Below are 13,583 nucleotides of genomic sequence, written 5' to 3'. Positions count from 1 at the left end.
GTTGAATGGGAGCCGCCATGGCCGACACATCCTTCGACATCATCATCATCGGCTCCGGTCCGGGCGGCTATGTCACCGCAATCCGCGCCGCCCAGCTCGGCTTCAAGGTCGCGATCGTCGAGAAATCCTATCTCGGCGGCATCTGCCTCAACTGGGGCTGCATCCCGACCAAGGCGCTGCTGCGCTCGGCCGAGATCTACCACTACATGCAGCACGCCAAGGATTACGGCCTGTCCGCCGAAAACGTCTCGTTCGACCCGAAGGCGGTGGTGCAGCGCTCGCGCGGTGTCTCGAAGCGGCTGAACGATGGCGTTGGCTTCCTGATGAAGAAGAACAAGGTCAGCGTGATCTGGGGCGCGGCCTCGATCGACGCGCCCGGCAAAGTCACCGTGAAGAAGTCGGACGTCGAGGGCCCCAAGGGTGCGCTGGGCGAGGGAACGTATCAGGCCAAACACATTATCGTCGCGACCGGCGCGCGGCCGCGCGTGCTGCCGGGCCTCGAACCCGACAAGAAGCTGATCTGGACTTATTTCGAGGCGATGGTGCCGGAGCGGATGCCGAAATCGCTGCTGGTCGTCGGCTCCGGCGCGATCGGCATCGAGTTCGCCTCCTTCTTCCACACCATGGGCTCGGACGTCACCGTGGTCGAAGTGCTGCCGCAGATCCTGCCGGTGGAGGACGCCGAGATCGCCGGCCTGGCCCGCAAGCGTTTCGAGAAGCAGGGCATCAAGATCCTGTCCTCGACCAAGGTGACCAAGCTCGAGAAGAAGGCCGACAGCGTCGTCGCTACCATTGACGACGGCAAGGGCAAGCCTGTGACGACCGAGTTCGAGCGTGTGATCTCGGCGGTCGGCGTCGTCGGCAACATCGAGAACCTTGGACTCGAGAAGCTCGGCGTGAAAACGGATCGCGGCGTCATCGTGATCGACGGCTACGGCAAGACAAACATCCCCGGCATCTATGCCATCGGCGATGTCGCGGGGCCGCCGATGCTGGCTCACAAGGCCGAACATGAAGGCGTGATTTGCGTCGAGGCGATCAAGGGCCTGCATCCGCACGCCATGGACAAGAACCTGATCCCGGGCTGCACCTATTGTCAGCCGCAGGTGGCCTCCGTCGGCCTCACCGAAGCCAAGGCCAAGGAGAACGGCCGCGAGATCCGCGTCGGCCGCTTCCCCTTCGTCGGCAACGGCAAGGCCATCGCGCTCGGCGAGGACCAGGGCTTGGTCAAGGTGATCTTCGACAAGAAGACCGGCCAGCTGCTTGGCGCCCACATGATCGGCGCGGAGGTCACCGAGCTGATCCAGGGCTACGTCGTCGCCATGAACCTTGAGACCACGGAAGAGGAGCTGATGCACACGGTGTTCCCGCATCCGACCCTGTCGGAGATGATGAAGGAAGCCGTGCTGGATGCGTATGGACGGGTGCTGAATATTTGACGGGCGCGCATCGCCGCCCACCACCGTCATTGCGAGCGAAGCGAAGCAATCCAGACTGCCTCCGCGGAAAGACTCTGGATTGCTCCGCTGCGCTCGCAATGACGAGCGGAGGGATCTGTTTGCAAAACAAGAAGGAAATCACCCCATGCAAGACAACGACAACCTCACCATCGAACGCCCGACCTTCGTCACCCATCTCGAATGCGCGATGGAGGGCGATCATTACGCCGCCGACCGGGTCCACAACCTCTCCAAGGCCGGCAAGCCGCTGCTGGTGCGCTACGACCTTGCCGGTGTGAAGACGGCGCTGACGAAAGACGCGCTCGCCCAGCGCCCCGCCGACATGTGGCGCTACCGCGAGCTTTTGCCGGTGCGTAAATGTCAGGATATCGTCTCGCTCGGCGAGGTCACGACGCCGCTGATCCGGCTGCCCAAGCTCGGTGCAAAACTCGGCGGCGGCGAGATCATCGTCAAGGACGAGGGGCGCTTGCCGACCGGCTCGTTCAAGGCGCGCGGCCTCGTGATGGCGGTGTCGATGGGCAAGGCGCTCGGCATCAAGCATATGGCGATGCCGACCAACGGCAATGCCGGCGCGGCGCTCGCGGCTTATGCGACCTCCTGCGGCATCAAGACCACGATCTTCTGCCCGGCCGATACGCCGGAGGTGAACGTCAGCGAGATCGAGCTGCAGGGCGCCACCGTCTACCGCGTCAACGGCTATATCGACGATTGCGGCAAGATCGTCGGCGAGGGCAAGGCGAAAGTCGGCTGGTTCGACACCTCGACCTTGAAGGAGCCGTACCGCATCGAAGGCAAGAAGACGATGGGGCTCGAACTCGCCGAGCAGCTCGGCTGGGACGTGCCCGACGTGATCTTCTATCCGACCGGCGGCGGCACCGGCCTGATCGGCATGTGGAAGGCGTTCGACGAACTAGAGAAGATCGGCTTCATCGGCAGCAAGCGCCCGCGCATGGTCGCGGTGCAAGCCTCCGGCTGCGCCCCCATGGTGCGCGCCTATGAGGCCGGCACCGAGCATGCGACGCGCTGGGAGGACGCTCACACCATCGCGTCAGGCATTCGCGTGCCGCAGGCGATCGGCGACTTTCTCATTTTGCGCGCGGTGCGGCAGAGCAACGGTTTTGCCATTGCCGTCGACGACGATAAGATCTCATCGGCGCTCAGCGAGGTCGCGCGCGAGGAGGGGCTGTTGCTCTGCCCCGAAGGTGCTGCCACCTACGCCGCCTACAAGGACAGCCTCGCCGACGGCCGCGTCAGCAAGTCCGACCGCGTGATGCTGTTCAACTGCGCCACCGGCCTGAAATACCCGCTGCCGCCGGTCACCCGCACGCTCGATCGCCACAAGCCGATCGACTATTCGCAGTTCTAGCGCGGCATTTCGTCCCTTCAGGAACGATCCCTCTTCCCGTACGCGGGAAGAGACTAAAACAACAATGACATTGCTGGGAGAAGACAATGAAGGCCGCCTGGGCTGCGCTGATTGCTATTCTCGCTGTTGCAGGCGCCGCGCGCGCCGACGACTATCCCTCGCGTCCCATCACCATCATCGTTCCCTTCGCCGCCGGCGGTCCGTCGGATGCGATGGCGCGAGTGCTTGCCGAGCGGATGCGGACATCGCTTGGGCAGCCGCTGGTGATCGAGAACGTCACCGGCGCGGGCGGCTCGATCGGCGTCGGCCGCGCCGTGCATTCGGCCCCCGACGGCTACACGATCTCGTTCGGCCATCTCGGCACCCACGTTGCCAACGGCGCCGTCTACAAGCTCAATTACGACCTGGTCGCGGACCTGGAGCCGGTGGTGCTGCTGCCGAGCAATCCGATGATCGTCGTCAGCAAGAACGCGGTGCCCGCGACCTCGCTGAAGGAGCTGCTGGACTGGCTGAAGTCGCGACCGTCGCCGCCGACCGCCGGCACCGCCGGCGCGGGCTCGGGTAGCCACATCGCCGGGGTCTATTTCGAGAGCGTCAGCGGCATCAAGCTGCAATACGTACCGTATCGCGGCACCGCGCCCGCCCTGAACGATCTCATTGCCGGCCAGATCGACGTCATCGTCGACCAGACCTCGAACTCCATCAACCAGGTCCGCGCCGGCACCATTCGCGCCTACGCCATCACCGATGACAGGCGCCTGTCGTCGGCGCCCGACATCCCGACGGCGGAGGAGGCGGGCCTGAAGGGCTTCAACATGACGCTCTGGTCCGGCATGTGGGTGCCGAAGGGCACGCCAAAGGCGATCGTCGCCAAGCTCAATGCCGCTGCCGTGGAAGCGCTGAACGATCCCGGCGTGAAGAAGCAGCTCGAAAGTCAGGGGCTTGAGATGACACCCCAGGATCAGCTCACGCCCGAGGCCCTGGGCGCCCGCCAGAAGGCGGAGATCGCGAAGTGGTGGCCAATGATCAAGGCGGCGAACATCAAGGTGGAGTGAGCGCCGTGTCGCCAGGGCTCGGCGCCAGCGTATCACGTCTCGGTTTGATCGGAGCCGGACAGGGCCATCCGCAGACATTCAAGCAGAGCGGGCGTGGAGAACGGCTTCGCCAGAAAGCAGATAGCGCCCGCTTTCAGCGCGCGGTCGCGCACGGCATCGTCGGGAAAAGCCGTCATGAAAATGAAGGGCGTGTGGTGACCAAGGCTGCGCATGTGCGTCAAGAGCTCAAGGCCGCCCATCAACGACATCTGCACATCCGCGATCACGCAGGACGTCGTCTTCAGTTCGGCCGATTGAAGAAATTCGTCAGCGGAGCGAAAGATGTTGACCGTGTATCCCCGCGACGTCAGCAGATTATTGGTCGCAAGGCGGACTGATCGATCATCGTCGATGACGGAAATGGCCGAGGGGATTGACAAGATGATCGCTCCTGATCGGGGAGCCGCCGATCACGGTGCCGCACTTGACGAAAGTGAGCCCTTGGAGCGAGCTTGAAAAGCATACTTAGGTTTGCACCTTTCCGCCCGGGCGTGAGATTCCGAGCGCCTCCACCATTCTGACGAGATCGGCCAACGACTTGGCGCCCATTTTCCGCATGATCTGCCCGCGGTAGATCTTGACGGTAATCTCAGCCAATCCGAGCTCGGCAGCGACTTGCTTGTTCATCAGGCCGGACGCCACCAGGGCGAGGATGTCGCGCTGGCGCGCGCTCAAACCCTCGAATCGGGACCGCACTCCCGCGACCGACTCCTCGGCATTGCGTCGCTTGCGATCCCGTTCGATCGCGGCCTGAACCGCATCCAGCATGTCCTGGTCGCGCACCGGCTTGGTCAGAAAATCGATGGCGCCGCTCTTCATGGCCCTGACGGTCATCGGAATATCACCATGACCGGTGATGAAGATAATGGGCGTGTGAATGTTCGCCTTCGCTAGGTCCGACTGCAGGTCAAAGCCGCTTGAGCCCGGCAGGCGGATGTCGAGCACAAGGCAGCTGGGGACCGCCGGTGGCTTGGCTTCCATGATCTCCGCCGCGGAGCCGAAAGCCTCGACCTTGAGGCCGACGGATTGAAAGAGGTTGGTGAGCGCACGGCGCATCGATGGATCGTCGTCGACGATCAAGACGATCGGATCGTCGGAACTCGTCTGCACCGTCGCCACCTTGGGAAGGTCGGTCACGACGTGTCCTCGATCGGCAAGGGCAGGGCAATCTGGAATGTTGCTCCGCTTCCGTCATTGGGGAAGGCCGAGAGCCGGCCCGCATGAGCCTCGATGATCGATCGGCAGATCGACAGTCCCATCCCCAGGCCGCTCGGCTTTGTCGTGAAGAAAGGTGTGAAGATGCGCTCCGTCGCGCCGTCGCCGAGGCCGACCCCGCTGTCTGTCACGATCAGGAGCATGCGGCCTTCGCCGTGCTCGCTCGCCTGGCTGGAGCGGATCGCAAGCTCGCGCGGACGGTCCACATTGGCGTGCATGGCTTCAATCCCGTTCATGACCAGGTTGATCAGCACCTGCTGCAGCTGGATCCGGTCGCCGCAAACGCTGGGTAGAGCGGACGCCAGCTCCATTCGTACCGACACGGCATGGGTGGCAAGCTCGCGGCGGACGAGCGCCACCGTCTCCCTGACGAGCTGGTTCATGTCGACCGGAGCCATCTCGATCTCGGTCTTCTTCGCAAGCGTTCTGATCCGGCGGATCACCTCGCTGGCGCGATTGGCGTCCTCGACGATCCATTCCACGGAACGGCGTGCGGCATTCAGTTGGGCTGGTTCGCGGCCGAGCCATCCGATACAGGCATCCGCATTGGAGATCACGGCGGCCAAGGGCTGATTGATCTCGTGGGCGATCGAGGCCGTGAGTTCGCCGAGCATCGTGACACGCGTCACGTGAGCTAGTTCGGCTTGCGCCTTGCGCAGCGCTTCTTCGGCCTGCTCGGCGCGGATGGCCGCCGTCACGTCGCTGCTGACGCCACGATAACCGAGAAAGTTGCCGTTCGCGTCGTGCAAGGGCTTGCCGCTGGTGCGCACGTAGATCGGAGATCCGTTGCGATCCTTGCTTCGGTAGACCAGGTCGCGAAACGGAAGGTGGGCATCGAGCGTCGCGCGATGCCGCTCCCACTTCTCGGGCTCGAGCTCGGCATCGGGTGGAATGTCCCAACGGGCGAGGCCGATCACGCCCGTGGGCACGGGACCGGCCGTGTCGGCATGTTCCGAAATCCGTGTGATACGGTGGTCCGGCCCGCTCTCCCAAAACCAGTCCGAGGCGGTTTCGGCATAGTCGCGAAATCGCTGCTCGGACAGCTTGAGCTCGTCAAAGGCTTTTTGCAGCGCTTGTCTGGCGGCAAACTGCTCGGTGACATCGACGTGGGTGCCGATGATTTCCGTGACATCGCCGTCCCCGCCGACGACGGGATGCCCCTCCGTATGGACGTGTCGTACGGAACCGTCCGGACGCAAAATCCGAAAATCAACTTCGAAAGGCTGCTTTTGCCGGATTGCCTGACGTTCCACATCGACGATCCGGCGAAAGTCTTCGGCGAGGATCCGTTGTTGGAAAGCCTGCGCCGACAGATCGATCTGGTCCGGGTTGAATCCGAACAGGCGATAGAGTTCGGCCGATCGGTAGGCAAACTCCTGACTGCGCACGTTCCAGGCCCAGCTGCTCGTGTGGCTGAGGCGCTGGGCTTCGGTCAGATAGGCTTCGCTGCGACGCAGCCGCTGTTCGGTTTCCTTTGCCGTAGTGACGTCAGTGACCGCTCCGACAAACTCGATGTGGCCGGATCCATGTCTCACCACGCGTGCCACGGAATGGAGATATTTGATGGTTCCATCGGGCATCAGCAGGCGATATTCATGGTCGAAATCGCCGACCTCACGGAAGGCCCGATCAAGGGTCTTGCTGACCGCATTGCGATCTTCCGGATGAATGCGCTGGAAAACGAAATCGAGCGTCGGTTTGACCTGCGGGTCACATTGGAAGATGCGAAAGGTCTCCCTGGACCAGACGGCCTCGCGGGTTGCCAGGCTCAGGCCGAAGCTGCCGGTGCGGCTCAACTCCTGCGCTTGGGCAAGGTAGGCCTCGCTCTGCCGCAGCGCATCCTCCGCCTCCTTGCGCTGGGTGATGTTTTCGCAGGCGACCAGCACGATCGGCGTGCCGTCGCCGCGTCGCATGGCCTTGGCGTTCTCACGGACCCAGAGAACCGAGCCGTCCTTCCGGACCTTGCGAATCTCCCAGGTGTGCGACTGGTCCACGGTTTCCAGGCACAGCCCGACACAGCGACGGACGAAATCGCGGTCCTCTTCGAAAAAGACGTTCAGCACAGATTGGCCGGTCAACTCGGCCGCCGTGTAGCCCAGTTGCGCGGCGCCAAATGTATTTACGTTGAGCACCGTTCCGGCCGGATCGACCATGAAATACATGACCGGATTGTGCTCGAACACTTGTCGCCATTGCTTCACGGCGTCGCGCAGGTCGGCATTGTCCTGCCGCCAGCCATCCCCAGTCGCGGACTCGCCTTTCCCCGCATTGCCGAGAGATCGAAGCGCCGCAAGGCCGCCGAGCAGGAATTGCGCGGCCGAATTCCCTAGTTTTGCGATCTGGCCAGGCATCATCGCAAGCGTCCCGGCCCGCGTGGGGCAGGGAGAGTAGAGCACTTTGCGACAGCAGGGGCAATTCCCTGATCAAAGCAGGATTCCGCATCGAAAGTTCGCGGGCTCCGTGCAGCTTGCCAGCGTTGCGCCGTCTCGTTGCGAGCGGACGAAACTCCGGTAAATCACCGGACAAACCTATGTATAGGTCGCGCAATCCTAGTCATACGCTGCATTTACCTCCGTACAATTGAGCGGCCCGTCACATGGGGACTAGTCTCACCGGCAATCCAGTGGTGTCGATCGCAACGCTTGAACAGTTGAGTAGCGCGGGGTCGTGCACTCAAGAGGCCAGCTTCGCCTCCGCTGGCGCTGACTTGCCGATGATCTGGTCACGATTGAGAAGCCGCATTTCGTTGACGAACGTGATGATTGTGCATCAGCGCCCGTGGGGATCCTCGACCGTCAGAGGCGCCCATCAGAGGCCAGGAGGAGAGGATCATGTGCGATAAGCCCGAACACTCCGAGCGCCCTTCCGCCGCAAAAAGCTGCGCCGTCTGCAGCGGGAAGTTCGGCCTGATCCGGTATTATTCCTGGCGAGCGCCGCTTTGCTCCCGGAAATGTCTCGATCGCTTCAGAGCGCGCCGCGAACGCGATCGCCGATGGCTGTTTCGGTCTCAGGCGGCGTAAGCACCAGTCACCGGATCTGCTGCGTTCGGCAATTCTGTATCGGGAGGCTGCGCGTTGAACCGTTGTTGCAAGCTCCTCTTGGCGATCACGCTGCCGCTTTCGTTGATGACTGGAGCGGAGGCGGACGAGGCCGGACAGGATGGCGCACATCGTCATCCGCCTCGGGATCTGCTCCTCCACGAGCAGTTCTATTCGAGTTGGCACATGCCGGACAATCCGGTGCTGACTTGCTGCAACAACGCCGACTGCTACCCGACCGAGATACGGCGGGTCGAGGGGAGCATCTACGCGCTGCGCCGGGAAGACGGGAAATACATCCTCATTCCGCCTCAGAAGGTCGAGCGAAACAGGGATAATCCCGACGGCCGCAACCATCTTTGCGCGCCGCCGCCGTCCGCCTCTCTCGTCGACACGGTCTACTGCTTTGCGCTCGGAGGTGCCACATGAGGTTCATATTGGTGAACGGCAGGACCCCTTTTCGCAAAACGTCCTGCCTCTGGTGCTGCGAGGAGATCAGCGGCGGCTATCTGCGCGATGCGAAGACGCTGCTGCCCTACTGCGGCTACGAGTGTTACGCGCTTCATGGCGAAGCTGCGCCGCTGATCGAGGGGCGCACACGAGCGGCGTCTTGAGCGGATAGGAGGGCGAAACGGGCGGTGGATTTGCCGTCCGGGCGAGAGGACATCGCGATGAGATTCATGTTCGTCAATCAGGAAGGGCCTCGCCACGGCGGTACCTGCAGCGCGTGCGCGCAGCCGCTGGGCGCGAGTTACGTCCGCCATGTGCCCGCTGAGCGGCGGTACTGCGACTATGATTGCTACCGTCGATATCAGCAGACGGCGGTGGAAATGCTCTGGCCTTACCGCAGTTCGCTCGAAGCGATCACGGTGTCGAGCTGGAACTGGATACTGCAGACGGGCGCGCTCTCGCGCTCGCTGACGGAAGCATTTCTGCGCGCGTACGAACCCTCTGACCACGGAAGGAGGTGACGGCTCGCCAAACGATGCGGACCCGCGCAGAGAGGTCGGTCGCAGTCACTGCATCCAGCTTCACGCCGCGTCCAGCCCCGGCGTCGCGAAGCTAGGGCGCGGCGGCTGCGGCCGATGCCGTCGTCGGCATCGCGCCCCTGTTCGGCGTCGTAACGCGCTGCTCGGACTTCGCCGCGACGACGCTGCTGGCCTCAAACCTCGCACGATAGACCAGCACGTTCTCGATCACGCGCTGGACGTAGTTGCGCGTCTCCGACAGCGGGATGCGCTCGACCCAGTCGACCGGATCGACCTTGGGATCCCTGGGGTCGCCGCGCGCCTGCACCCATTCGCGCACGCGGCCCCGGCCGGCATTGTAGCCGGCGAAGGTCATGATCTGGTTGCCGCGATATTCCGACATGAGCGCACTGAGCTCGGCCGCGCCCATCTGCGTGTTGTAGACGGGATCGGAGACCATCTTGTCCCAGTCATAGGTCAGGCCGAAGCGCTTTGCGGTGTCGCGGCCCGCTTCCGGCGTCACCTGCATCAGCCCGACTGCGTTGGCGGCCGATTTGTCGCGCTGGTCGAACGAGCTTTCGGTGCGCGCCACCGAATAGATCACGCTGGGATCGATCGCGGGCGCCACCTGCTTATGTTCAGGGATGCCGATGGTCGGGAAGGCGTAGTGATCGAGCGCGAGCCCGCGCGCCAGCGCCGACTTGCCGACCTCCAGCATCACGCGCGCATCGTTGCGCCGGCCGGCGAGCTCGCCGAGCGCTTCGAGTGCGGCGACGTCGGTGCTCTCCTTGGCAAAATCCTCGGCGAAGTAAAACACCATGTCGCGCTCACCGACGCCGTAGAGCATGTCGGCGGCGCGCACGCGCTCGTCCGCGGGCGGCGCGTCGACTGCTGCCAGCACGGGCGAGGGCGCACGCAGCTCGATGCGGTCGAGACCGAGCCTGGCGCGGGCGAGCTGGCCGTAATAGGCGGTCGGATAGCGCGCCGCCGCCTGATAGCTCAGGCGCGCATCGGCCGGTGCGTTCATTGCCTCGGCCGCGCGGCCGCGCCAATAATGCGCGCGCGACAGCGCGATCGGATTGGCGGAGCCTTCGTCGATCGCGGCGAAATGCGTCATCGCCGCCTTGGGATCATCGAGATAGCGCAGCGCGATCCAGCCGCACATGAAGTGATAGTCGGCGCGATAGACCTCCATCGCGGGCACGGCTGCCGAGCGCACCAAATCATAGGCGGTTTTGAACTTGCCCTGGTCGAGCAGCTTTCGCGCGAGCAGGCGGCGCTCGCGCCACCAGGCGTCGGTGTCTTGCGCCGCCATCGTATCGGGCGCGGCGGCCAGGATCACCTCGGCCGCGTCGTCGATGCGGTCATTCTGGAGATGCCATTGCGCGCGGCACAGCACATAGCCGAGGTCGCGGCGCGCCTCGGCCGAAATGTCCTCCAGGTAATCCTTGGCCTTGCTGGCCTTGCCGGTGACTGCGGCGCAGGCCTTGACGATCGCGAGCGCATCCTCGCCGAGCCGCTTGGCTGCGCGCCGCGCCCCCGCATAGTCCTTGGCGCCGAGCCGCTTGTCCATGCGGGCGCGATGATCCTCGGCGGTCAGGAGATCGCGGAACGCTTGGTAGGAATCCTCCTCACTGCGCTCGGACAATTCGTCCGTGCGCCAGGCATCGCGCACGAGACGCGCGGCCCTGTCGCTGTCGCCCTCGGTCATCAGCACGCGGGCGAGCGCGAACTTGCCCTTGGCGCTGGTCGGCCGGTCCATCGTGAATTTGTGCACGGTCGCCGCGTTGGCCTTCTCCTGCCACAGCCGCGCCTCGGCGCGGCGGCGGAGCAGCGCGCTGCTCGGCCAGTCCGGATTGGCGGCGAGGAAGGCGGCGTAGCGCTTGAAATTCGCCGTGCTTTCGGAATGGCGCAGCATAAACCAGTCGGCGAGTTTCTGTCCGGCCGGGTCGGCAATGCGGTCGCGCGCCGCGCTGGCGTCCTCGGTCTTGCCCTTCCGCGCGAGATCGATGGCATCCTTCAGCGCGGCGAGATCGCCAGTCAGCGGCGGGGCTGCCGGCTTGTCCGAGGGCGCGTCGTCCTGCTTCTTCGACTTGCGCTTGGCCTCGGCATGCTTGCCGTGCCGCGCCTTGCCGGCGGAGGCGTGGCGCTGCTTGCCGGTTTTCGCCTCATGCGTCTTCTTCGGCGCGGACGATTTGTGACCGCTCTTCGCTGCCAGCTCTGTAGGGATGAAGGCCAAAGCGGCCACGGCAACGACACACGCGAGCGAGCGTAGGCACTGGTTCATTCCGTGGTCCCCCTGCGAAACCAGTACAAACCAAAGTCCGCGACGAGATGCGGCTCGAGAATCAAAACGGCGTCAAAATGGTGACACGACGTCGTTTCGCATCCTGAAGCTGTTCCAACAATGCGGCGAAATACGGATGGAGCCAGGGAACCTGTGCAACGGCGGGGCGAGCGGGTCTCTTAACCTTCATTAACGAATACGGCTCGCGCGACGGTTGCGGCGGTTCAGGACGCCTCGAAGCGGCCAAATTGCGCGTATTCCCGGCGGCAAATCCGTTGTATTGGGTTCCAAAGCCTTTCCCCTTCAGCCCATTGTCCCGCGCCCATGCCGATTTTCAACCAGTCGATCCGGCGCAAGATCGTCGGGATTGCGCTCGGCCTCATCATCCTGATGGTCGTCACCGCGATCCTGTCGATGGTGATGTCCAGCCGCGTCGGCCAACTTCTGGATGAGCTGACCGCGCGGTATATTCCGGCTTACGGCCACCTGGCGCGGTCCAATGTGCGTTCGCTGGAGCGGGCGCTGGCGATGCGGCGCATGGTGATCGCCAAAATGCAAACGCCGCCGGACGAGGAGGGCTTTGCGGCGCGGCTGAAGATCTTCAGGGAAACGGACGCCCAGGTCGAGCAGGAGGCCGAAGCCGCGCGAAAGCTGATCAACGCGATCATCGACGATGAGAGCACACCGTCGGACAACGCGGCACTCGCCCGGATCGAGACGCGCATCGAGAATGCAGTCAAGGAGCTTCGCCGCGAACTCGACGAGGAGGACGCCAAGCTGCTCCGGCTGCTCGATGCCAAGGACTTTGCGGCCACGCGCGACGTGCTCGTCCATGTGGACGCGCTCCGCGATCTCTTCACCCAGCGGATCGATGCGATCCGCGCCGAGATGCTCTCGCAGGTGTTCGTGAGCACCGCGCAGGTGATCCGCCATCAGCGCCAGGCGATCATCGTCTCGGGCATCGTGACCATCCTCGCGGCGATCGTCGGACTTGCCTTTGCGATCATGGTCTCCACCGGGATCACGCGACCGGTCCGGCTCTTGCTGGCCGGCACCCGCGAAGTCGAGGCGGGCCGCTTCGACAAGACCATCAGTGTCTCGACGCAGGACGAGATTGGCGAACTCGCCTCCGCCTTCAATCGCATGGTCGAGCAATTGCGCCAGAACGAGCGCATCCGCGAGACCTTTGGCCGCTACATCGATCCCAAGGTGGTGCAGGGGCTGATTGACCGGCCGGAGGTCGCCGTCGACGGTCAGCGCCGGGTGATGACCATCATGTTCTGCGACATGAGCGGCTTCACCGCGATGAGCGAGGGCATGACCCCGCGCGGCCTGGTCAAGGTGATGAACCACTATTTTACCGTCATGTCCGGTCCGATCAGGAGCAACCGCGGCATCATCGACAAATATATCGGCGACGCCATCATGGCCTATTGGGGCCCTCCCTTCATCGAGGAGGAAGAGCCGGCGCTGCTCGCAGGCCTTGCTGCGATCGAAATGGCCGATCAGGTGCCCGCGCTGCAGAAGCAATTGCCGGATCTGCTCGGCATCCGCGCCATGCCCGGGCTTTGCGATCTGCGGATCGGCATCGCCACCGGCGAGGTCCTGACCGGCAGCATCGGCTCCGAGCTGATGATGAGCTTCACCGTGATGGGCGACGCCGTGAACCTCGCCTCACGACTGGAGGCCGTCAACAAGACCTATGGCACCCGTATCCTGATCTCGCAGGCGACAGCGGACGCGATCGGCTCGCACCTCGGATTGCGCGAGGTCGACCGTCTTGCGGTCGCCGGCCAGAGCGCGCCGCAAACGATCTTCGAGGTGATGGGCCGGGCAGGCGCACTCACGGCCGCGCATGAGAGCCTGCGTTCTCACTACGCCGAAGGCCTCGCCGCCTATCGCGCCCGCCGCTTCGACGAGGCCCGCGCCGGCTTCAACGCGGCACTTGAAGCCGTCCCAGGCGACGGCCCCTCGCGGGCAATGCTTGCTCGTATCACGCGGTTCGAGGCCCATCCGCCGGACGAGGGCTGGGACGGCGCCTGGCGGTTGGAGCAGAAATAGTCGGCCGCGCGGGAAAAATTGATTCTACTCGATAACGATGTTCGCAGTGACCTATTTCCCGGGCTTAGGTTTGGTGTCCTTGAGGCGTTTGATG

At 63.9% G+C, this 13,583-nt stretch carries 11 protein-coding genes; 7 read left to right on the top strand and 4 right to left on the bottom strand.

The features are described from left to right. Window positions 1–17 precede the first annotated feature (17 nt). The 3 genes from lpdA to IVB42_RS15410 all read left to right on the top strand — a co-directional run bounded on the left by lpdA (window position 18) and on the right by IVB42_RS15410 (window position 3,881). Entirely contained in the window at window positions 18–1,439 is a 1,422-nt protein-coding gene (lpdA, locus tag IVB42_RS15420; RefSeq protein WP_085395056.1) for a dihydrolipoyl dehydrogenase, read from the top strand. Window positions 1,440–1,584: 145 nt separating this feature from the next. Then, a complete protein-coding gene (locus IVB42_RS15415) occupies window positions 1,585–2,826 on the top strand; it encodes a threonine synthase (protein ID WP_085353217.1) in 1,242 nt (413 codons plus the stop codon). Between the two features lie 86 nt (window positions 2,827–2,912). Further along, window positions 2,913–3,881: a tripartite tricarboxylate transporter substrate binding protein BugD gene (locus tag IVB42_RS15410; RefSeq protein WP_085353215.1), complete on the top strand. Its 969-nt coding sequence runs from the start codon at window positions 2,913–2,915 to the stop codon at window positions 3,879–3,881. Between the two features lie 32 nt (window positions 3,882–3,913). Here IVB42_RS15410 and IVB42_RS15405 read toward each other — a convergent pair whose 3' ends face one another. The 3 genes from IVB42_RS15405 to IVB42_RS15395 all read right to left on the bottom strand — a co-directional run bounded on the left by IVB42_RS15405 (window position 3,914) and on the right by IVB42_RS15395 (window position 7,489). After that, window positions 3,914–4,300, bottom strand: a complete 387-nt coding sequence (locus tag IVB42_RS15405; protein WP_018458052.1) for a response regulator — start codon at window positions 4,298–4,300, stop codon at window positions 3,914–3,916. 85 nt (window positions 4,301–4,385) lie between these two features. Then, window positions 4,386–5,057, bottom strand: a complete 672-nt coding sequence (locus IVB42_RS15400) for a response regulator transcription factor (protein WP_018458051.1) — start codon at window positions 5,055–5,057, stop codon at window positions 4,386–4,388. Beyond that, window positions 5,054–7,489, bottom strand: coding sequence for a PAS domain-containing sensor histidine kinase (locus IVB42_RS15395; protein ID WP_026233490.1), 2,436 nt, complete (start codon window positions 7,487–7,489; stop codon window positions 5,054–5,056). Before IVB42_RS15395 ends, IVB42_RS15400 begins: the two co-directional genes overlap by 4 nt. A 744-nt stretch (window positions 7,490–8,233) precedes the next feature. Between IVB42_RS15395 and IVB42_RS15390 the strand changes: the two genes are divergently transcribed. The 3 genes from IVB42_RS15390 to IVB42_RS15380 are packed head-to-tail and all read left to right on the top strand — an operon-like array spanning window position 8,234 to window position 9,144. After that, window positions 8,234–8,602: a hypothetical protein gene (locus IVB42_RS15390; protein ID WP_231188449.1), complete on the top strand. Its 369-nt coding sequence runs from the start codon at window positions 8,234–8,236 to the stop codon at window positions 8,600–8,602. Continuing rightward, window positions 8,599–8,787, top strand: coding sequence for a hypothetical protein (locus IVB42_RS15385; protein WP_039800268.1), 189 nt, complete (start codon window positions 8,599–8,601; stop codon window positions 8,785–8,787). Before IVB42_RS15390 ends, IVB42_RS15385 begins: the two co-directional genes overlap by 4 nt. A gap of 57 nt (window positions 8,788–8,844) precedes the next feature. Then, window positions 8,845–9,144: a hypothetical protein gene (locus IVB42_RS15380; protein WP_018458047.1), complete on the top strand. Its 300-nt coding sequence runs from the start codon at window positions 8,845–8,847 to the stop codon at window positions 9,142–9,144. A gap of 91 nt (window positions 9,145–9,235) precedes the next feature. Here IVB42_RS15380 and IVB42_RS15375 read toward each other — a convergent pair whose 3' ends face one another. Further along, window positions 9,236–11,428 (bottom strand): lytic transglycosylase domain-containing protein, encoded by a 2,193-nt coding sequence (locus IVB42_RS15375; RefSeq protein ID WP_247336756.1) that lies wholly within the window; start codon window positions 11,426–11,428, stop codon window positions 9,236–9,238. Window positions 11,429–11,752: 324 nt separating this feature from the next. Here IVB42_RS15375 and IVB42_RS15370 point away from each other — a divergent pair, with 324 nt between their 5' ends. Further along, window positions 11,753–13,489 carry an adenylate/guanylate cyclase domain-containing protein gene (locus IVB42_RS15370; protein WP_247397149.1) on the top strand — a complete coding sequence of 579 codons (1,737 nt, stop codon included), beginning with the start codon at window positions 11,753–11,755 and terminating at the stop codon, window positions 13,487–13,489. The last annotated feature ends 94 nt before the right edge of the window (window positions 13,490–13,583 follow it).

It is taken from the genome of Bradyrhizobium sp. 45, from assembly GCF_023073155.1.
Lineage (GTDB): Bacteria > Pseudomonadota > Alphaproteobacteria > Rhizobiales > Xanthobacteraceae > Bradyrhizobium > Bradyrhizobium canariense_D.
Note: the sequence above shows the minus strand (reverse complement) of the source record. Positions and strands in the feature narration are given on the sequence as shown.